The sequence below is a fragment of the Streptomyces sp. NPDC104307 genome, from assembly GCF_055584045.1.
This window is the reverse complement of record NZ_JBVJMU010000004.1, coordinates 146,828-165,050: the sequence shown is the minus strand read 5'-3', so window position 1 is coordinate 165,050 and position 18,223 is coordinate 146,828. Positions and strand designations below refer to the sequence as shown.

Genomic DNA, 18,223 nt, shown 5'->3' with positions numbered 1-18,223 from the left:
TGCGCCCGACTACGGAGAAGTGAAGTCATCCGGAGAGAGGGACAGTTGTGCGGAGGGGTGTGTTCGCCCCCGGCGCGCTGTCCAGCCCGCGTCGTACCATTCCATCGATTCTGTTGCCGTCGCAGGCGGGACGGCGATCGGGCCGTCGCCCGCAGAGGCTGGGAGAGACACGTTGACGAGCAAGACGGCGAGCACGGAGAAGGGCGCCATCCGGCGTGGCACCAACCTGCCGAGGATGGGGGATTTCAACGAGTCCGTGATCCTCGACGCCATCCGCCGGCGGGGGCGCGGCGGCCTGAGCCGGGTGGAGCTCGCGCAGGCCACCGGGCTGTCCGCGCAGACCGTCTCCAACATCACCCGACGACTGCTCGACCAGGGCCTCGCCCGTGAGTCGGGCAAGCACAACACCGGCAGCGGGAAGCCCCGCACCCTGTTGGAGATCGTCCCCACCTCCCGGTACGCGGTGGGCGTCCATCTCGACCCCGCCGTGATCACCTGCGTCCTGGTGGACCTGCTCGGGAAGGTGGTCGCCCAGCGCAGCCGCCGTACCCCCAGCGGCGGCGACACCGACGGCACCGTCGCGGACATGGCCGCGTCCGTGTCCGGGATCGTGGCGGAGTCCGGGATCGACGACGGACGGGTCCTCGGCCTCGGCATCGCCGCGCCCGGCCCCATCGACGTCACCGCGGGATGGGTGGTGGAACCGCCCGAGCTGCATGGCTGGGGCCGCTATCCGCTGCGCGACCGGCTCAGCGAGGCGACCGGGTTCCCGGCCCTGCTCGACAAGGACGTCACGGCCGCCGTCGTCGCGGAGCGCTGGGCGGGGGCGGGCACCGACAGCCGCAACCTGCTCTTCTTCTACCTCGGTACGGGTTCCGGCATGGGGCTCGTGGTGGACGACACCGTGCTGCGCGGCGTCTCCGGGAACGCAGGCGAGGTGGGCGGGCTCGGCGCCGCCTGCTCGACACGGACCCTGGTCGAGGAGGCCATCGCCCTCGGCGTGCTCGGTGGTGAGTACACCGTGCTCGATCCGGCCGACGCGCAGAGCGGCCTGGAGCGCCTCGGGCAGCTCGCCGCGGAGGGGGACGCCCAGGCGGACGGCATCATCGAGCGGCTGGGGCTGCGCGTCGGCCGGGGGGTGTGCGCGGCGGCGACGCTCCTGGACGTCGACAGCATCGTCTTCGGCGGACCTGCCTGGCACGTACTGGGTGAGCGTCTCCTGGCCACCATCGAGCCGATGGTGGCCAGGTCCCCGTTCGTCAGGGCGGCCCACCCCACCACCGTCGCCTCGACCGTCCTGGGCGAGAACGTGGCCGCCGTCGGAGCGGCCTCCCTCGTCCTGGACCAGGCGCTCTCCGCCCAGCCGAGGTCCCTGCTGCTGGGCTGAGGAGACAGAGGGAAAGGGGACAGAGGGCGAGGAGACAGCGGGCGAGGGGACACGCGGACCGGGGGAGCCCCAGGACATAAGGCGCACGCCAGCATGGCGCGTTTGCAATAGCCCGCGCATGCAAGTATTGTTTTCGCTTGTAAGGCGCTGTTGCACGCGTGTCCCCCCGGAGAGAACGAGACATCATGAGCTCCATCCCGAACATCACCCTCAACAACGGCGTCACCATGCCGCAGCTCGGCTTCGGGGTCTTCCAGGTCCCCGACGAGGAGACCACCGCCGCCGTCGCCACCGCCCTCGACGCCGGATACCGCAGCATCGACACCGCCGCGGTCTACGGCAACGAGAGGGGCGTCGGCCGGGCGCTCGCCGAATCCGGCATCGCCCGCGACGAGCTGTTCATCACCACCAAGCTGTGGAACGCCGACCAGGGCTACGACTCCGCGCTGGCCGCCTTCGACGCCTCCCTGGACAAGCTCGGGCTCGACCATGTCGACCTCTACCTGATCCACTGGCCGACCCCGGCCCGCGACCTCTACTCCGACACCTGGCGCGCCCTGGAGAAGCTCCTCGCGGACGGGCGCACCCGCGCCATCGGCGTCTCCAACTTCCAGCCCGCCCACCTGGAGCGCCTGCTGAAGGGCGCCTCCGTCGTCCCGGCCGTCAACCAGATCGAGCTGCACCCCGGCCTCCAGCAGCGGGAACTGCGCGACTTCCACGCCCGCCACTCCATCGCCACCGAGGCCTGGAGCCCGCTCGCCCAGGGCGCCGTCCTGAGCGACGATGCGGTCGTCTCGCTCGCGGCGAAGCACGGCAGGAGCCCGGCCCAGATCGTCCTGCGCTGGCACCTGCAGACCGGCAACGTGGTCATCCCCAAGTCGGTGACCGAGGCCCGCATCCGCGAGAACCTCGACGTCTTCGGCTTCCGGCTGAGCACCGAGGACATCGAGGCCCTCACCGCCCTGGACCGCGCCCTGCGCACCGGGCCGGACCCGGACACCCTCAACTGACCCTCCCCGGTCACCACCACACCCCCACGCACAAGATCGAGGCACCACCCATGACCGTCCGCTCCCTGCTGCCCGGCCGCATCGGCTTCGGCACCGCCCCCCTGGGCAACATGTTCCGCGCCATCCCCGACGAAGAGGCCGCCGCCACCGTGCAGGCCGCCTGGGACCAGGGCATCCGCTACTTCGACACCGCCCCGCTGTACGGCGCCGGCCTCGCCGAGATCCGCCTCGGCGACGTCCTCGCCGACAAGCCGCGCGAGGAGTACGTCCTGTCCACCAAGGTCGGCCGGGTCATCCTCGACGAGGTCGAGGACCCCGCGAGCCGCCGACTCGGAGAAAAGGGCGCCCTCTTCGAGCACGGACGCCCCAACAGGATCGTCAACGACTACAGCGCCGACGCGACGCTGCGCTCCGTCGAGGACAGCCTCAAGCGCCTCAGGACGGACCGTCTCGACATCGTCTGGGTCCACGACATCGCCCAGGACTTCTACGGCGACGACTGGCTGGCCATGTATGAGAGCGCCCGCACCGGTGCGTTCCGCGCCCTGACCCGGCTGCGCGAGGAGGGGGTCATCAAGGCCTGGGGACTCGGCGTCAACAAAGTCGAGCCGCTGGAGCTGACCCTGGACCTGGACGAGCCGCGCCCCGACGCGTTCCTCCTCGCCGGCCGCTACACCCTGCTCGACCACTCGCGGGCCCTCCAGCGCCTCCTGCCCGCCGCGGCCGAGCACGACGTCGACATCGTCGTCGGCGGCCCCTACAGCTCCGGCATCCTCGCCGGCGGCAACCACTACGAGTACGCCGAGGCGCCCGCCGGCATCGTCGATAAGGTGAGCCGGATCAAGGCGCTGGCACAGGAACACGGCATCGGCATCAAGTCCGCCGCGCTCCAGTTCGTCCTGGCGCACCCGGCCGTCGCCGCGGCCATCCCCGGCGCGACCCGCCCCAGCCGGATAGCCGAGGACCTCGGCGCCCTCACCGAGAACGTGCCGTACGCCTTCTGGAAGTCACTGCGGGACCAGAAGATCATCGCCCACGACGCGCCCGTCCCCGTGCGGGAAGCGTCATGACCACCACCACCGTCACCCTCACCACCACGTGGTCCGCGGACCGGGTCTGGCAGCTCATCGGCGGCTTCGGCTCCCTGCCGGACTGGCTCCCCTGCATCAAGGAGAGCCGGCTCGGCGAAGGCGTCTACCGCGACGGACTCGCCGCACTGGAGAAGACCCTCGCCGCCTGACCCGGCGGGCACTCCGGAACAAGGACACCTGAGACACCAGTCGTCACCGCCCCTGTGCTATCCAGGGGCGGTGACGACTTCTCATCCCTCCGGCAGGGCTTTCGACGCGGTGCTGTGCGATTTCGACAACGTGATCCGGTTCTATGACACGACGCGGTTGACGAGCCTGGAGCGCCTCGCGGGGCTGGCCCCGGGCACGACCATGGAAGTGGCCTTCGCACCGGAGACGGATCTGCCACTGCTCCTCGGCGAGATCACCCAGAAGCAATGGGTGGAGTCCATCGCGCTCGGCCTGTCCTGCCGGGTGCCGCGGGCGCGGGCCCACGAACTGGGCGCGGCGCTGGCTGAGGCGCCGTTCCGCGCCGACGAGGCGGTGGTGGGCCTGCTCCGTCGGGTGCGCGCTCACATGCCCCTGGTCCTGGTGACCAACGCGACCCTGGAGTTGGAGAGCGATCTGGTGTCGCTGGGGCTGGCGGACTTCGCCGACCACGTCGTGAGCAGTGCCCGGGTGGGGGTTGCCAAGCCGGACCCGAAGATCTACGAGATCGCTGCCGAGCGGGCCGGCGTCACCGTGGACCGATGCCTCTTCGTGGACGACCGGCTGGAGAACATCGAAGCCGCCGTCGCGCTCGGGATGACCGGCGTGCACTACCGCGGACCATCAGACCTCCAGGCGTCGCTCGGGCCCCTGCTGGACGGCTGAGTTCCTCGGTCGACGCGGCAACAGCCGAAGCCGCGACAGCCGAAGCCGCAACAGGTGTACCGAGACCGATCGCGCCCAAAAACAAATAAGGCTGATTGATAAGGTAGCCTTAGTATATGAACGAAGATGCGGACCCCGGAAAGGTCGCCGCCTCCCTGCTCGTGGGCGTCGGAGCGCTGTTGCGGCGGGTGCGGCAGGTGCCCACCGGGGGCGGGCTCACGATGCCGGAGCGGACCGCCCTGTCGCGTCTGGAGCGTTCGGGGTCCACCACCTCCTCCGCGCTGGCCCGGGACGTGCAGATCACCGCCCAGGCCATGGGGGCGACGCTCGCCGCGCTGAGGTCCCGGGGCCTGGTCGAGCGCAGCCCCGATCCGGACGACGGCAGGCGCGTGGTGCTGACGGTGAGTGAGGCCGGCCGGCGGGAGCTGCGGGACAAGCGCAACGCGCGCACCGAGCTCATCGCCCAGGCGCTGGCCGGCGGCGCGTTCACCCCGGCCGAGCTGGAGCAGCTCGCGGCGGCAGGACCCCTGCTGGACCGGCTGGCCCAGAACATCTGAGCGTCTGGCACCGACGCGACCACGAGGAGTCAGACGGATGACGGACCCAGCCAGGACGCGCGCCACGCGCAGCTCGCCCGGTGACCGGTACAAGTGGACAGCGCTGACGAATACGACCGCCGCGGTCTTCATGTCCGCGTTGGACGGCTCCATCGTGCTGATCGCCCTGCCGGCCATCTTCAGGGGCGTGCACCTGGACCCGCTGGCCCCGGGCAACATCGCCTACCTGCTGTGGATGATCATGGGGTACCGGCTGGTCCAGGCCGTCCTGGTGGTCACGGTGGGGCGACTGGGAGACATGTACGGCCGGGTCCTGATCTACAACTCCGGGTTCGCGGTCTTCACCTTCGCCTCGATACTGCTGTCCTTCGACCCCTTCGACGGGGGCCACGGAGCGATGTGGCTGATCGCCTGGCGCCTGTTGCAGGCTGTCGGCGGCTCGATGCTGACGGCGAACTCGGCCGCGATCCTGACCGACGCGTTTCCCGAGGAACAGCGCGGCTTCGCCCTGGGCATCAACCAGGTCGCGGCCCTGGCCGGGATGTTCATCGGTCTGGTCGCCGGGGGACTGCTGGCGGCCTGGGACTGGCGGGCGGTGTTCTGGGTGAACGTGCCGGTCGGAGTGTTCTTCACGGTCTGGGCCTACCGCACCCTGCGGGAGACCGGAAAGCGCGGTGGCGGCCGGATCGACTGGTGGGGCAACATCACCTTCGCGGTCGGACTCAGCGCGGTCCTGATCGCGGTCACCTTCGGCCTCCAGCCCTACGGCGGGCACACCATGGGCTGGACCAATCCGCTGGCTGACGGGCTGATAGCCGGCGGACTTATCCTCCTGGCGGCGTTCGTCGTCATTGAGAACCGCGTCTCCGCGCCCATGATCGAACTGAGCCTGTTCCGCCTCCGGGCCTTCACCTTCGGCAACCTGGCGGGCCTGGCCATCTCGATCGGCCGAGGCGGGATGCAGTTCGTACTGATCATCTGGCTGCAAGGCATCTGGCTGCCGCTGCACGGCTACGACTACAGCGACACGCCCCTGTGGGCCGGCATCTTCATGCTCCCGCTGACGGCCGGATTTCTCGCCGCCGGGCCCGTCTCCGGCTATCTGTCCGACCGGATCGGCTCCCGGGGCCTGGCCACCGGCGGCGCGTTGCTGTTCGGCGCGAGCTTCCTCGGGCTGATGTTCCTGCCGATCGACTTCAGTTACTGGATATTCGCTGTGCTGATCACGCTGAACGGGATCGCCAGCGGCATGTTCGCCTCCCCCAACTCCTCCTCGATCATGGGCAGTGTGCCCGCCCGGCTGCGTGGCGTCGCCTCCGGCATGCGCGCCACGTTCCAGAACTCCGGCACCGCCGTCTCCATCGGCGTGTTCTTCTCCCTCATGATCGCCGGGCTGGCCGGCAGCCTCCCGCACACGCTGACCAGCGTCCTGCAGCAGCAAGGCGTGCCGGCGGATGTCGCCGGCCAGGTCGGCAGCCTGCCCCCGGTCTCGTCGCTCTTCGCCGCCCAGCTGGGCGTCAATCCCATCCAGCACCTGCTCCAGCCCACCGGCACTCTCACTCACCTCACCGAGGCGCGGCAACAGGCCCTGACCGGACGCGAGTTCTTTCCGTCCCTGATCGCCGGCCCCTTCCACTCCGGCCTGATCATCGTCTTCGCCTTCGGCGCCGCCCTCGCGCTGCTCGCCGCCATCGCCTCCGCTCTGCGCGGCAGCAGCCCCGAGGCCAAGGCCCCGGCTCCGCACGAGACCCCGACCCCGGACACCCTCGCACGACCACAGGGGTAGTTCAGCGGCCGCGAGGACCGAAGCGGCTGCGACCACCGATGCGGCTGCGACCACCCGAACTGTCCCGCCCGGCAACCGGCCGGCATCCACAGGAGAAACAACCGCATGACACTGACTACGATCGATCCCAGGCCCGCACTCGTCGTGATCGACCTGCAGGAGGGCATCGTCTCCGCCCTGACGGGCAGTCCACTCGCCGCCACCGCCGTCGAACAGGCGACCCGGCTGGCCGCCTCCTTCCGGCGCCACGACCTGCCCGTGGTCCTCGTCAACGTCACCGGACGCGCGTCGGGCCGTACCGACGCCGGACGGTCCGCGAACGACGGTGCCCGGCCCGCCGGCTGGGCAGACCTCATCGACGAACTCGATGTCCAGCCGGCCGACCACCTGATCACCAAGCGGCGGCGCAGCGCGTTCCACGACACCGGCCTCGACACCCTCCTGCGAGACCTGGGCGTCACCCAGACCGTGCTCGCGGGCATCTCGACCAGCGCGGGCGTCGAGTCGACCGCACGCTCGGCCTCCGACCACGGCTACCACGTCGTCATGGCCACCGATGCCATGTGCGACCCCGATCCCGAGTCCCACCGCCACAGCATCGAACGTGTCTTTCCCAAGATCGGTGAAACCGCCATCACCGCCGAGATCATCGACATGGTCGAGGCGACACGATGACGCTGCTCGGCAGGCTCCTGAACAACCGCAGAGCGGGCGAGGCCCATACGGCGTGGAACCTGCCGAACCTCCAGGGCCCCGCACTGCTGACCCTCACCAGCCGGGACTTCGCCCACGGTGATCCCATGCCACCGCGACACGGTGCGAAGAACATCGGCGGCGAAAATCTCTCCCCCCATCTGGCCTGGACGGCGCCGCCACCCGGAACCGCCCGACTCCTCCTGGTGGTGGAGGACATCGACGTCCCCCTGCCCAGGCCCGCCGTACACTGCGTCGCTCTCCTCGACCCGGCATCGGGAGAGCTCACCCCTGGCGCCCTCGACGCCCGGCGGCCCGCCACCGGGGTGCGGGTGCTCCGTTCCACCATCGGACGGGGCTACCACGGCCCCGCGCCCATCAAGGGCCACGGACCACACCGCTACACCTTCCAGTTGTTCGCCCTCGGGGCCACTGCGGACGGTGCCCTCGGCGCGGAGGCGGCCGACCGGACACGGCCCCGCGCACTCCTGGGCGCCATCACCGCGCCCGTCCTCGCCCGGGGCCGGCTGACCGGCACCTACGAACGCTGACCGGGGACATGTGAGGTCTCCGCGGCACCGTCCGCTACAGGTTCACGACGACGAGCGGGCGCACCCTCCAGGACGGGGCTCCCGGCTGCCGGCCGAACCGGACCGCCGGCCGGCTCGGCGCCCCGCAGCGCGGCCTCGACCCGGCGGTTGCCGGTCATGCTCGCGGTGAGGGCCGTCATGGTGAGGAGAACTCCGGCGGCGGCGTAGAGCGGGGTGCGGACGTCGTACGCGGTGGCCAGCCATCCACCGGCGAAAGCGCCGAACGGGGCCGCGCACATGGCGAGCATCCGGGAGGTGGAGGCGACCCGCCCCATCAGGCGGGCAGGGACGATCGCCTGCCGGAGGGAGGGCGCGAGCACCATCGTGGCGCCCATGCCCGCCCCGCAGACGGCGAGCGCGAACCCGGCCACGTACGGATTCGGGGCAGCGGCAAGCCCCAGGACGGCAAGGCCCTCGGCCGCGGCCGTGCAGGTCAGCGCGGTGCCGGTGCCCAGCCGCCGGCCGAGGAAGGAGGCGATGCCCGCCCCGAGGAGCCCGCCGGTGGCCTCCGCCGTGAGCAGCAGGCCGAAGCCGAAGGCGCCGATGCCGAGACGGTCGTGCGCGAAGAGGGCGAGGACGGTCTCCACGGCGAGGAAGGCCACGTTCCCGACCGCCGGACGGAGCGCGAGCCCGAGCAGCAACCGGTCCCGGAACACGTACGAGGCCCCGTCCCGTGCCTCCCGGAGCAGCGACGCGCGGACGCCCCCGGCCGGCCGGGGCACGGCGGGCAGCGACCGTACGAGCAGCGCGGAGAGCGCGAACGACACCGCGTCGGCGACCAGCGGAACCGCCCGGCCGAGCGCGAGCAGCGCACTGCCCGCGGGCGGCCCGGCGAATCCGGCCATGGCGGTCTGGGCGCCGCGCAGCCGGGAGTTGGCGCGCTCCAGATGTACGGGGTCGCGGCCGAGCAGATCGGGCAGATAGGCCGTGGCGGCCGTGTCGAAGAAGAGCCCGCCGAGGCCGAGCAGGAAGGCGACGGCCGCGAGCAGCGGAATGCTCAGCACGCCGAGCACCGCGGCCGCCGCCGGCATCACGAGCAGCACCGCACGAGCCGTGTCCGCGACCCACATCGTGCGCCGGCGGTCCCAGCGGTCCATCAGCGCGCCGCCGACCACCCCGAAGAGCAGCCACGGCAGCGTCCCGGCGGCTGTGACGACGGCGAGCGCCATCGGATCCCGTGTCAGCGTCAACGCGAGCAGCGGCAGCGCGGCATGCGTCACGCCGTCACCGAGCGAGGATACGGTCTGAGCGGTCCACAGCCGCCCGAACCCGGTCGGCAACTTCCGCACGTCCGACATCACTTGGCCTCCCCCTCGCCCTGCTCGCGCGACCCCGGCCGGAACAGCGCGAAGGCCAGCGACACATCCGGCAGTGCCGGATCCGACAGCTGCCGGTACTCGTCGGCCAGCTCCTCCAGCCGCGCCCCCAGCTCCGTGAACTGCTCCTCTGTGAGCCGCAGATGAGCCATCCGTACATACCGCTCGCCCTCCACGGGCGCCGCTTCCAGGTCCGCCACCGCATGCCGCATCAGCACATCCGGCTGTCCGGTCCCCGGATCCGGCAGCACGATCGCCCGCGCGGCCATCGCGTAGTACCGCTCGGTGACCCCCCGAACCTTCCGCGTCCGTACGACCTTCACCAGACCGGCCCGCTCCAGCAGCCGCACGTGATAGCTGGAACTCCCCTTCGCGAGGCCCACCCGCCCGGCGATCTGCGTGATCGTCGCCGGCTCGAAGCGGAGCACGGCCATGATCCGGTGGCGCGTGAGGCTGGAGACGGCGCGTAGCTGCTCGTCGGTGGTGACGTGAAGCGTCTCGGGCAGATCATCCGTAGTCATGCGTCCCAATGGTCAACGTTTCTTGACCATTGGGCAAGGGGTTTCCGTGATTTCCGTGACCTCATTCAGAATTCGCTGTCCAAGGTGCTGAGCCGTCGCTGCCGACCGGCCGGCGCCGAAGAGCTGTCACTCAACGACTGTGCGGTGAAAGAGTGTTCAGCCGACTGCCATGTGCAGACCGAGACCGAGGATCAGGCAGCTGGAGACCACCGCGGTGACAGTGCGGCCGCGAGGACCGGTGAGGGCGCCCCCGAGCAGCCGGCCGCCGCCGGCCAGGAGCAGCTGCCAGCTCACCGAGGCGAAGGTGATGGCGGTCAGGTAGCCGGCCGACTCGGCTCCGCTCATGCGCTGTTGAGCCTGCTGCCCGAAGACCAGCGTGACGAAGTAGATGGCGGGCCAGGGGTTGAGCGCGGTCAGCGACAGATAGGTGACATAGGCGCGCAGCGGGGTGACCGGTGGGTGGGCCGGGGTGTTCGCGGCGGCATCCGGCCCGCGTCGCAGCGCTGTGCGCAGGACGCGCGCTGCCATGAGGGCCAGAATCGCGAAGGCGGTCCAGCGCAGCGGCCCCAGCACCGGCCGCACGGCCACCACCAGCGAGCTGCCGCCGAGAACCGCCGCCACCGCATAGCCCGCGTCGGCGGTGGCCGCGCCGAACGCGGCCGCGGCGCCGGTCCGAAACGAGGTCGCCGCGGTCATGTTCACCATCAGCACGGCGACGGCCCCGACCGGCATCGCGAGACCGTATCCGGCGAGCAGCCCGGCGACGACCGCAGCGGTCACGACGCGGCCCCGCCGCGCCCGAACACCCCGCACGGCCGGCCGCGCGCACCGGCCCTCCGGCCGAACCCCACCGCCCGGCCGCTGAACGGGCGTCGACAGACAGCGGACACGTCGGAGACGGCCACCTCAAGATGTTTGATCATGGTTCAGCTGCTCCTTCGACGGGCGGGCGACGACAGCGCCGCGAGAACCAGGTGAGAGAACCGGTCCGACGTTCAGATTGGAGAACTACGATCGTTCGTGTCCATCGAAGAGTTGTGCACACAATCGTGTGAGGAGGCCACATGATCGACCCGCGTCTGCAGACCCTCCGGGTACTTGCCGAGACCGGTACCGTCACCGCCACGGCGGAGTCCCTGCACCTCACCCCCTCCACCGTCTCTCAGCAGCTGCGCCGTCTCGCCGCCGAGCTGAATGTGCGTCTGCTCGAACCGCACGGCCGCCGGGTCCGGCTCACGCCCGCCGCCCGCACACTCGTCGAACACGCGGATGTCCTGCACGCGCAGTGGGAGCGGGCCGCCGCAGACCTGGCCGCGCACCGGAACAACGGTCCGGGTGAGCTGCGTATCACCTCGGTGGCGACGGCGCTCGGCCCCCTGGTGGTCCCGGCCGTCGCCCGGCTGCTCTCCTGGCATCCGGGGATGACGTACTACATCGGTGAGGATCCGGAGGCCGACCGCTTCCGGATGCTGCTGACGCGTGAACGCGACATCGCCATCGTCATTCCCGCCCCCGGCACACCCACCGCCGACGACGAACGCTTCGAACAGCACCTGCTGCTCCAGGAGCCGCAGGACCTCCTGGTGCCGCGCGCCCACCGGTTCGCCGACCGCGCCTCGGTCGAACTGCACGAGGCGGACATCGAGACGTGGCTCCGCGCCGGCGACCCCAGGGACCAGCACCTGCTGCTCACCTCGGCGTGCGCGGCAGCGGGCTTCTCACCCCGCGTCACCCACAACGCGGTCGACTGGTCCGCGATCGCGGCGCTGGTCGCCGGCGGCCATGGAATCTGCCTGCTGCCGCGCCTCGCGACGTTCCCCCAGGGCTATGAGCTCGTACGCGTACCGTTGACCGGCGACGTGCTGCCGACGCGTCGGCTGGTCGGCTTCGTCCGACGCGGCGGGGGGAGCACGCCCCTGGTCAGTGACGGGCTGCGGGCGCTGCGGGAGTCCGCTCGGCTCGGGGTACCAGGTCTCTCATGACCGACGGCGGCAGCGAGGGGTTGGCGGCGGCGGCCTCCACCACCTGCCAGTCGTCGTCGGCGAGTAGTTCGACCACGGCCCGGGGCGGAAGGGCCGGGTGCCGGGCGGCCAGGGGCCGGGCCCGGCTGTCGGCGAGACAGGCGAGCAGTGCGGGTCCCGTCGCGTTGCGGTGCCGGGCGATCTCACGCAGTGCTCTGCGGGCCGGTGGATCGTGGCGGGACAGCTCTTCGAGCAGGGCCTGCGGTGTGTCCGGATTGGCCGCCACCCCGGCCATGGCCTGGACTCCGTGCCGTCCGATCATGGCCCGCAGTTGATGCTCCGACAGGCCCAGGTGCGGTGCTATGGACTTGACCACCTTCGCGTCGGGGTCGGCGGCCAGCCTGTCGCGAACCCCGGCCGGTAGATCGCGTCGTTGGGCCAGGAACATCCGTACCGAGGGATTCGACGAGCGGGACAGCTCCTCGGCCTCTGAGGCGGTGGCGGCGGATATCCGCGGCAGCAGCGTCGGTCCGATCCTGACGGCGGCCGCGAGCCGGGGCAGTACGTCCAGCGGCACCCGGGGGTTGTGCGCGAGTGTGCGCTGCACGTCGTAGCCGCGGTCGGTGGCCAGCTTCTGGATGAGCGCCGTGTCGATCGCCGGGTTCTCCGCGAGTTCGGCCCGGACTCCGGGAATGGGATCGTCGGCGAGCTTCAGCCCTGTCTCCGGCGGCAGGCCGGGATGGGCCGCGAGGGCCCAGCGCAGCATCATGGAGGGGTGGCCGGCGAACCGGAGGAGAGCCTCGACCGGCGCGGCGGGATTCCGCAGTACCCGCTCGGCCGTTTCATGGACGGTGGATTCGTGGGAGCCGTCGCAGGAGGCGCCGGACCGCAGATCGCAGTCGGGCCGGGGGCAGTGCGGATCGTGGACGAATGGTGTCGCCACGCTGTCGCAGACCAGGCAGCGTTCCGCCGGGGGAAGTCCTTCACCGGTGGCGAGCGCGGCCAGGAGGTCCGGTGGCGTGGCCTCGTTCGCCGCCGCCGCGCGGCGGACCTCCGCGTGAGGATGACGGGCGAGCCGGGCCGCCATGCCTGCTGTTGTCCACAGCGCCAGTTCCGCGACGACCCGGATGTCCGGGTCCGAGGCGAGCACTTCTCGTACGTCGTCCGGAAGCCCGGGGCAGGCGGCCAGCTTCTCCCTGCGCCGCGCATCCGGGTCCGTGGCGAAGTGCCGTGCCCACTCCGGATCCCCGGCACGCCGGTCGAGCAGGGCGAGCGCTGCGTCCGGCTGTGTGACGGGATCGATGTCGGCGGCGGTCAGCAGACCCTCGTACGCCAGTCGTTCAGCACTCCCCTCGACCCGGGCGGCCAGGGTGACCGCCTGCTCGGGGCTGAGGCCGGCACGGCCGGCCAGGCTCTCGGCGATGTCCGCGTCCGCGACCGCGATCAGACGCTGCACCAGCTCGGAGGGCAGAGCCGCGTTGACGGCGAGGCCGCACAGTACATGATTCACAGCAACACATACTGCCCGCCCCGTGATTGGCCCCACAACCAGCAGCTGACCGGCAGCGAGACCGCCGCCGTCGCTCCGGCGCCTTAAGGGCTGTCCCACGATCCCTGGCGGGCGCGCGACGCCGGCTACGGCACCTCGCCGCGTTGTCGGAACGCCCGGATACCGGTCAATGGAGCGCTTCGAGCAGGGGAATCGTCTGCTCGGGCCCCGGTAGCGCGTTGATCTCCTCTCCGACCCGCTCGGCGGCGCTGCGGTAGGCGACGTCGGTCGCGCAGGGAATGGCGAGCGACTCGGCCGCGATCGCGGTGCCGAAGTCGACCTCGTCACGCACCAGGACGTCGGGCTTCCACGCACGCGCGCGTTCAAGGACGGCCGAGGCGTGCCGCCGTGCCCCGCGCTGGGCGAAGCCCTCCGCGAGGTGCCGCACATCCGCTTCCGGATCGGGTGGCTCCACCGTCCGGCGTTCTGCGGGCTCGGCGGCTTCCGCGGCTTCCGTACGTCTGCGCGGCTCGCTCGTGGCCAGGGCGGTGAACCCGGCGGCTGCGATCTCGGGACCCCTCCCACCCGCACCGGCGAAAGCGACCGTGTGTCCTGCCGCCTGAGCTGCTCGGGCCACCGGGATGAGAGGTCGGAAGTGTCCGCTGCCGCCGATGAACGTGAACAGGATTCGCATCGGCTGAGGCTAAGGGCTGTGCCGCCCCGGGCTACTGGCGCCGGTCGCGGGCGGAGCCCGCGCAGCGGGTCGTCCGGCGGAAACGCGCCGCCGGGGGCAACGGCGCGGAGCCGGTGCGCCTACTGCGGCAGGTTGGCCGTGGCCGCCCGGCGGAAGACGTCCGCGCACGTCGGGGACGGTGACGGCTCGCGGGCGGCAAGGACGATCAACGTGCGGCGTACTTCCGTGCCGAGTCGAATGAGCTGGAGACTGGTCCGGCCGCCCTTGTAGGCGTACAGCCGGAAGACCTTGACAGCGATTTCGTCGCGCTCGTCGGCGAAGGTGTCCGGGAGCCCGGCGAGCAGCTCGAAGTCGCACTTGCCGGTCGCCGCGTCGGCCACGGTGCTGAGGGGCAGGTTCTCGAACTCGGCCGCGGACAGGGAAGCGTCCAGCGCGACAGCGTGGCCTGCCAGGGCCGCGATGACCTCGATGAGCCGTTCCCCCACCGACGTGTCGATGCCCCAGCCCCGCAGCCCCTCCCGGCGGCGATCCCGGCGCCATACCTCCTGGTCGAGCAGTGGCAGCAGGGCGCGACCCAGGTAGGCGCAGCGAGGCCACAGCATGTCGTGGTCCCAGGCCATGTGCGATCCCTTCCGCAGGAGCCGCCGGCCCCCAACTTCCCACTCCACGCGGGGCGCGTAAAGAACGGGCCGTTCGCCGGGCCGCGATCCGAGGAGCCCCGGGCTCACGAGGATCCCGTACGTCCTCGGGAAGACAGTCGAGGAGGCCTGGGCGGCCTCACGGCCGCGGGGCCGGGGACTCGGCCGTGCTGGGTGGCAGGGCCCGGAGCAGTGCCTCTACCGCTGCCCCGTAGGCGTGCTCCGCGGGCGTCGAGTACCCGATGACCAGACCGTCCCTGGCCGGCATCGAGGCCCGTGGGTGCCGGAACCCGGCGAGGCCGTCCAGCGCGATCCCCTGCCAGGACGCGGCCTTGACCGCGGACGCCTCCGTGCCGGGCGGCAGCCGGAGGACGGCGTGCAGTCCCGCCGCGACACCGGTGGCCGTGATGTGCGGGGCCTGTTCGGCGAGGGCGGTGACGAGCCGGTCGCGGCGGTGCCGGTAGCGCTGCCGCATCCGGCGGACGTGACGGTCGTACTGCCCGGAGGCGATGAAGTCGGCGAGCGTGAGCTGGTCGAGGACGCTCGCCGACGCCTCCCGGGCGCCCTTGGCGGCGAGCACGCTCTCGACGAGGCGAACGGGCAGCACCATCCAGCCGATGCGCATCGCGGGGGACAGGCTCTTGCTGACCGAGCCGAGGTAGACGACCCGTTCGGGGTCCAGGCCCTGCACGGCGCCGACGGGCACGCGGTCGTAGCGGAACTCCCCGTCGTAGTCGTCCTCAAGGACCAGACCGTCTTGCGTGCGGGCCCAGTCGATGACCGCGGCGCGCCGGGCCGGGTGCAGCGGGCCGCCGGTCGGGAACTGGTGCGCGGGTGTGAGCAGGACGCCGCGTACCCGTGGCTCCTCGGCCAACTGCTCGACAAGGGCGCCCTGTTCGTCCAGGTCCAGCGGCACCGTCCGAACGCCCGAGCCCTCCAGGATGTCGCTGTGGAAGCGGAGCCCGTACGACTCCACGGCGAAGGGGCCGCGCAGCGTCCCGCCGCCCGCACCGCGCGAACCGTCGAACAGCAGCCGCAGCGCGTGCGCGAAGCCGGAGCACACCACGATCCGCTCGGGATCGACACGAACCCCACGGACGCGCGTCAGATAGTCGGTGAGCGCGCGGCGAAGCTCGATGCGGCCGCGTGGATCGCCGGGTCCGAAGACCTCGTCCGGCGCGGCGCCCAGCGCCCGCCGGGCGGCCGCGAGCCAGGCCGTACGAGGGAAGGAGGCGGCCTCCGGAACGCCCTGGCGCAGGTCGTGCCGGTGGGCAGCGGGCCGTACGGGGGCGGGCTTCGGCCTCCGGGCGCGCGTGGGCGGCGCGGCACCTTCCGCCACCCGCGTCCCGGAGCCCTGGCGCGCGGTCAGCCAGCCCTCGGCGACCAGTTCCGCGTAGGCGTCGGCGACCGTGTTGCGGGCCAGGCCCAGGTCGGCGGCGAGTGAGCGGTAGGGCGGCAGCCGGGTGCCCGGCGCGAGCAGTCCCTCGCGCACGGCGTCCCGCAGCGCGCGGATGAGAACGGCACGGCGACTGCCGGTACCCGACAGCTCCAGATACAGGTCACTGCCGATGCGCTCCGCCAAATTGACCCATGATTCCGGCACGAGAATGAACCTTACCCGAGGTCTTTCACGACCGTAGATTCATGATCATGACAGACAACGCGCACACCACCCGGACCGCACCGCACACCACCCGGACCGCACCGAACACCACCCAGACCGCACCCCACACGCCCGCCACAGCTCACGACCACGCCCCGCGCATCAACTTCGCCAAGGCCGCGCCCAAGGCGTTCAAGGCCCTCATCGGCTTCGATGCCGCCGCCCGCGAGGGCCTCGACCCGGCCCTCGTCGAGCTGATCCAGATCCGCGCCTCGCTCCTCAACGGCTGCGCCTACTGCCTCCACATGCACACCTCCGACGCCCGCAAGGCCGGCGAGGACGAGGCCAGGCTGCACATGATCGGCGTGTGGCGCGAGGCCCGCCGCTTCTTCACCGAGAAGGAGCAGGCCGCCCTCGCCCTGACCGAGGCGGTCACCCTGGTCTCCGACGGCGGCGTTCCCGACGACGTCTACGCACAGGCCGCCCGCCACTTCGACGAACCGGATCTGGCCCGCGTCCTCGCCCTGATATTCACCATCAACACCTGGAACCGCATCGCCCTGAGCACCGCGAAGGTCGCGGGCGAGGACGAGCGGACGGCCCACTGATGGCGGCCCAGGAGACGGCGGCCCGCCCACACCCGGCCCCCGCCAGGAGCGGGAGGGCGAGCGCCGCGACACTCGCCCTCCTCGCCTTCGCCCAACTGATCATCTCCGTCGACTACAACATCGTCTACGTGGCGCTGCCCCGGATCGGCAGCGGCCTGGGCTTCTCCGCGCAGCACCTCCAGTGGGTGATCAGCGCCTACGCCGTCGCCTTCGGCGGCTTCCTGCTCCTCGGCGGCCGCGCCTGCGACCTGTTCGGCCCACGCCGCACCTTCGTGCTCGGACTGAGCCTGTACGGCGTCTCGTCGCTGGCGGGCGGACTCGCCACCGGACCCGCTCTGCTGATCGCGGCCCGCGCCGTGCAGGGCATCGGCGGCGCGTTCCTCTTCCCCGCGACACTCACCCTCGTCGGCACGCTCTTCCCCGAGGGCCGAGAGCGCAACCGCGCCTACTCGGTGTGGGGCGCGGCAGGCGGCAGCGGACTCATCGTGGGCGCGCTGCTCGGCGGCGTACTGACCCAACTGCTCGGCTGGCGCTCGGTGCTGTACGTCAATGTCCCGCTGGCCCTGATCGGGGTGGTGGCCGCCTTCCGCCTCATCGCCCCGGACACCGCCCGGCGGGCCGGCCGCCGCATCGACCTGCCCGGCGCCCTGACCTCCACGCTCGGCGTCACAGGCCTGGTCGTCGCCCTGGTCCAGGGTCCGGAGTCGAGCTGGCTGTCCGCGACGGTCGCACTCTCCGCGACGGCGGGCGCGACCCTGCTGGCCGCCTTCCTCCTCATCGAGGCCCGCACCCGCGATCCCCTGATGCCCCTGCGGCTGCTCCGCGGCCGAGCCCTGCGCACCGGCATGGCGGTGACGTTCCTCTTCATGGCGACGATCGGCAGCCTCGCGTACTTCCTCACCGGCTATTTCCAGAACGTGCTGGGCTACGGCGCCCTGCGCACCGGCCTCGCCTACCTCGTCCCGATGCTGGCGATCACCGCGGGCTCCCTGCTCGCCGGCCGGACCACCACATGGCTCGGCACCCGGGCCGCGATGGCCGGCAGCCTGGCGCTCGGCGCGGCGGGCACCGCGACGGTGGCCCTCGCCATGGCCGCCGACGGCTCGTACGCCGCGCTGGTCCCCGGCTTCCTGGCACTCGGCCTCGGTCAGGGGACGGCCTACACCCTGATGTTCGGCGCCGCCGCCGCGGGCATCGCGGGCCACGAGCAGGGCATCGCCTCCGGTATGGCGTCCACGGCTCAGCAGATCGGCGGCGCGGTGGGCCTGGCGGTTCTGGTCGGCATAGCGGGTCTCGGCGAACACACCTCGGCGGCGGCCACGGTGGACGGCACGCGCACCGCGCTCTTCGTGGCGACGGCGGGCATCGTGCTGACGGCCCTGGTCGCCCTGGGCTTCCCCCGCAGGGCCACCCGATGACCTGGCGGG

The 18,223-nt window shown here is 71.6% G+C and carries 19 protein-coding genes; 12 read left to right on the top strand and 7 right to left on the bottom strand.

Annotated elements, in window-relative coordinates:
- The first annotated feature begins 172 nt into the window (after window positions 1-172).
- The 9 genes from ACZ601_RS13635 (at window position 173) to ACZ601_RS13595 (ending at window position 7,927) form a co-directional block, all read left to right on the top strand.
- Window positions 173-1,387 carry an ROK family transcriptional regulator gene (locus ACZ601_RS13635; protein ID WP_469536873.1) on the top strand — a complete coding sequence of 405 codons (1,215 nt, stop codon included), beginning with the start codon at window positions 173-175 and terminating at the stop codon, window positions 1,385-1,387.
- 185 nt (window positions 1,388-1,572) lie between these two features.
- Window positions 1,573-2,397 (top strand): aldo/keto reductase, encoded by an 825-nt coding sequence (locus ACZ601_RS13630; protein WP_469536870.1) that lies wholly within the window; start codon window positions 1,573-1,575, stop codon window positions 2,395-2,397.
- Between the two features lie 50 nt (window positions 2,398-2,447).
- The gene (locus ACZ601_RS13625) at window positions 2,448-3,467 is read left to right on the top strand and encodes an aldo/keto reductase (RefSeq protein ID WP_469536867.1); all 1,020 of its coding nucleotides are present in this window, start codon (window positions 2,448-2,450) and stop codon (window positions 3,465-3,467) included.
- On the top strand, window positions 3,464-3,637 hold the full coding sequence (locus ACZ601_RS13620; protein ID WP_469536865.1) for a hypothetical protein: 174 nt from the start codon (window positions 3,464-3,466) through the stop codon (window positions 3,635-3,637). The genes ACZ601_RS13625 and ACZ601_RS13620 overlap by 4 nt, the downstream gene beginning before the upstream one ends.
- Window positions 3,638-3,707: 70 nt before the next feature.
- A complete protein-coding gene (locus tag ACZ601_RS13615; RefSeq protein ID WP_469536862.1) occupies window positions 3,708-4,340 on the top strand; it encodes an HAD family hydrolase in 633 nt (210 codons plus the stop codon).
- 116 nt (window positions 4,341-4,456) lie between these two features.
- Complete coding sequence (locus ACZ601_RS13610) at window positions 4,457-4,897, top strand: MarR family winged helix-turn-helix transcriptional regulator (protein WP_469536860.1); 441 nt, start codon at window positions 4,457-4,459, stop codon at window positions 4,895-4,897.
- A 37-nt stretch (window positions 4,898-4,934) separates the two neighbouring features.
- On the top strand, window positions 4,935-6,683 hold the full coding sequence (locus ACZ601_RS13605; RefSeq protein ID WP_469536857.1) for an MFS transporter: 1,749 nt from the start codon (window positions 4,935-4,937) through the stop codon (window positions 6,681-6,683).
- Between the two features lie 105 nt (window positions 6,684-6,788).
- The gene (locus ACZ601_RS13600) at window positions 6,789-7,358 is read left to right on the top strand and encodes a cysteine hydrolase family protein (protein WP_469536854.1); all 570 of its coding nucleotides are present in this window, start codon (window positions 6,789-6,791) and stop codon (window positions 7,356-7,358) included.
- Entirely contained in the window at window positions 7,355-7,927 is a 573-nt protein-coding gene (locus ACZ601_RS13595; protein WP_469536851.1) for a YbhB/YbcL family Raf kinase inhibitor-like protein, read from the top strand. Before ACZ601_RS13600 ends, ACZ601_RS13595 begins: the two co-directional genes overlap by 4 nt.
- Here the strand turns inward: ACZ601_RS13595 and ACZ601_RS13590 are convergent.
- The 3 genes from ACZ601_RS13590 to ACZ601_RS13580 form a co-directional block, all read right to left on the bottom strand.
- Window positions 7,915-9,264 (bottom strand): MFS transporter, encoded by a 1,350-nt coding sequence (locus tag ACZ601_RS13590; RefSeq protein WP_469536848.1) that lies wholly within the window; start codon window positions 9,262-9,264, stop codon window positions 7,915-7,917. The genes ACZ601_RS13595 and ACZ601_RS13590 overlap by 13 nt on opposite strands.
- Window positions 9,264-9,803 (bottom strand): helix-turn-helix domain-containing protein, encoded by a 540-nt coding sequence (locus ACZ601_RS13585; protein WP_469536847.1) that lies wholly within the window; start codon window positions 9,801-9,803, stop codon window positions 9,264-9,266. The genes ACZ601_RS13590 and ACZ601_RS13585 overlap by 1 nt, the downstream gene beginning before the upstream one ends.
- A gap of 156 nt (window positions 9,804-9,959) precedes the next feature.
- Window positions 9,960-10,583: a LysE family transporter gene (locus tag ACZ601_RS13580; RefSeq protein WP_469536844.1), complete on the bottom strand. Its 624-nt coding sequence runs from the start codon at window positions 10,581-10,583 to the stop codon at window positions 9,960-9,962.
- Between the two features lie 284 nt (window positions 10,584-10,867).
- Between ACZ601_RS13580 and ACZ601_RS13575 the strand changes: the two genes are divergently transcribed.
- Window positions 10,868-11,785 carry a LysR family transcriptional regulator gene (locus tag ACZ601_RS13575; RefSeq protein ID WP_469536842.1) on the top strand — a complete coding sequence of 306 codons (918 nt, stop codon included), beginning with the start codon at window positions 10,868-10,870 and terminating at the stop codon, window positions 11,783-11,785.
- Here the strand turns inward: ACZ601_RS13575 and ACZ601_RS13570 are convergent.
- The 4 genes from ACZ601_RS13570 to pdxR form a co-directional block, all read right to left on the bottom strand.
- Window positions 11,724-13,274, bottom strand: coding sequence for a hypothetical protein (locus tag ACZ601_RS13570; RefSeq protein ID WP_469536839.1), 1,551 nt, complete (start codon window positions 13,272-13,274; stop codon window positions 11,724-11,726). The two genes, ACZ601_RS13575 and ACZ601_RS13570, sit on opposite strands and share 62 nt — an antisense overlap.
- 166 nt (window positions 13,275-13,440) lie before the next feature.
- Complete coding sequence (locus ACZ601_RS13565) at window positions 13,441-13,947, bottom strand: hypothetical protein (RefSeq protein WP_469536837.1); 507 nt, start codon at window positions 13,945-13,947, stop codon at window positions 13,441-13,443.
- Between the two features lie 119 nt (window positions 13,948-14,066).
- Window positions 14,067-14,567, bottom strand: a complete 501-nt coding sequence (locus ACZ601_RS13560) for a hypothetical protein (RefSeq protein ID WP_469536834.1) — start codon at window positions 14,565-14,567, stop codon at window positions 14,067-14,069.
- A 157-nt stretch (window positions 14,568-14,724) separates the two neighbouring features.
- A complete protein-coding gene (pdxR, locus tag ACZ601_RS13555; RefSeq protein WP_469536832.1) occupies window positions 14,725-16,188 on the bottom strand; it encodes a MocR-like pyridoxine biosynthesis transcription factor PdxR in 1,464 nt (487 codons plus the stop codon).
- Between the two features lie 41 nt (window positions 16,189-16,229).
- On the opposite strand from pdxR, the gene ACZ601_RS13550 reads away from it, so the two are divergent.
- Entirely contained in the window at window positions 16,230-16,796 is a 567-nt protein-coding gene (locus ACZ601_RS13550) for a carboxymuconolactone decarboxylase family protein (protein ID WP_469536830.1), read from the top strand.
- Window positions 16,796-18,214 (top strand): MFS transporter, encoded by a 1,419-nt coding sequence (locus ACZ601_RS13545; protein WP_469536827.1) that lies wholly within the window; start codon window positions 16,796-16,798, stop codon window positions 18,212-18,214. The genes ACZ601_RS13550 and ACZ601_RS13545 overlap by 1 nt, the downstream gene beginning before the upstream one ends.
- Window positions 18,215-18,223: the final 9 nt, after the last annotated feature.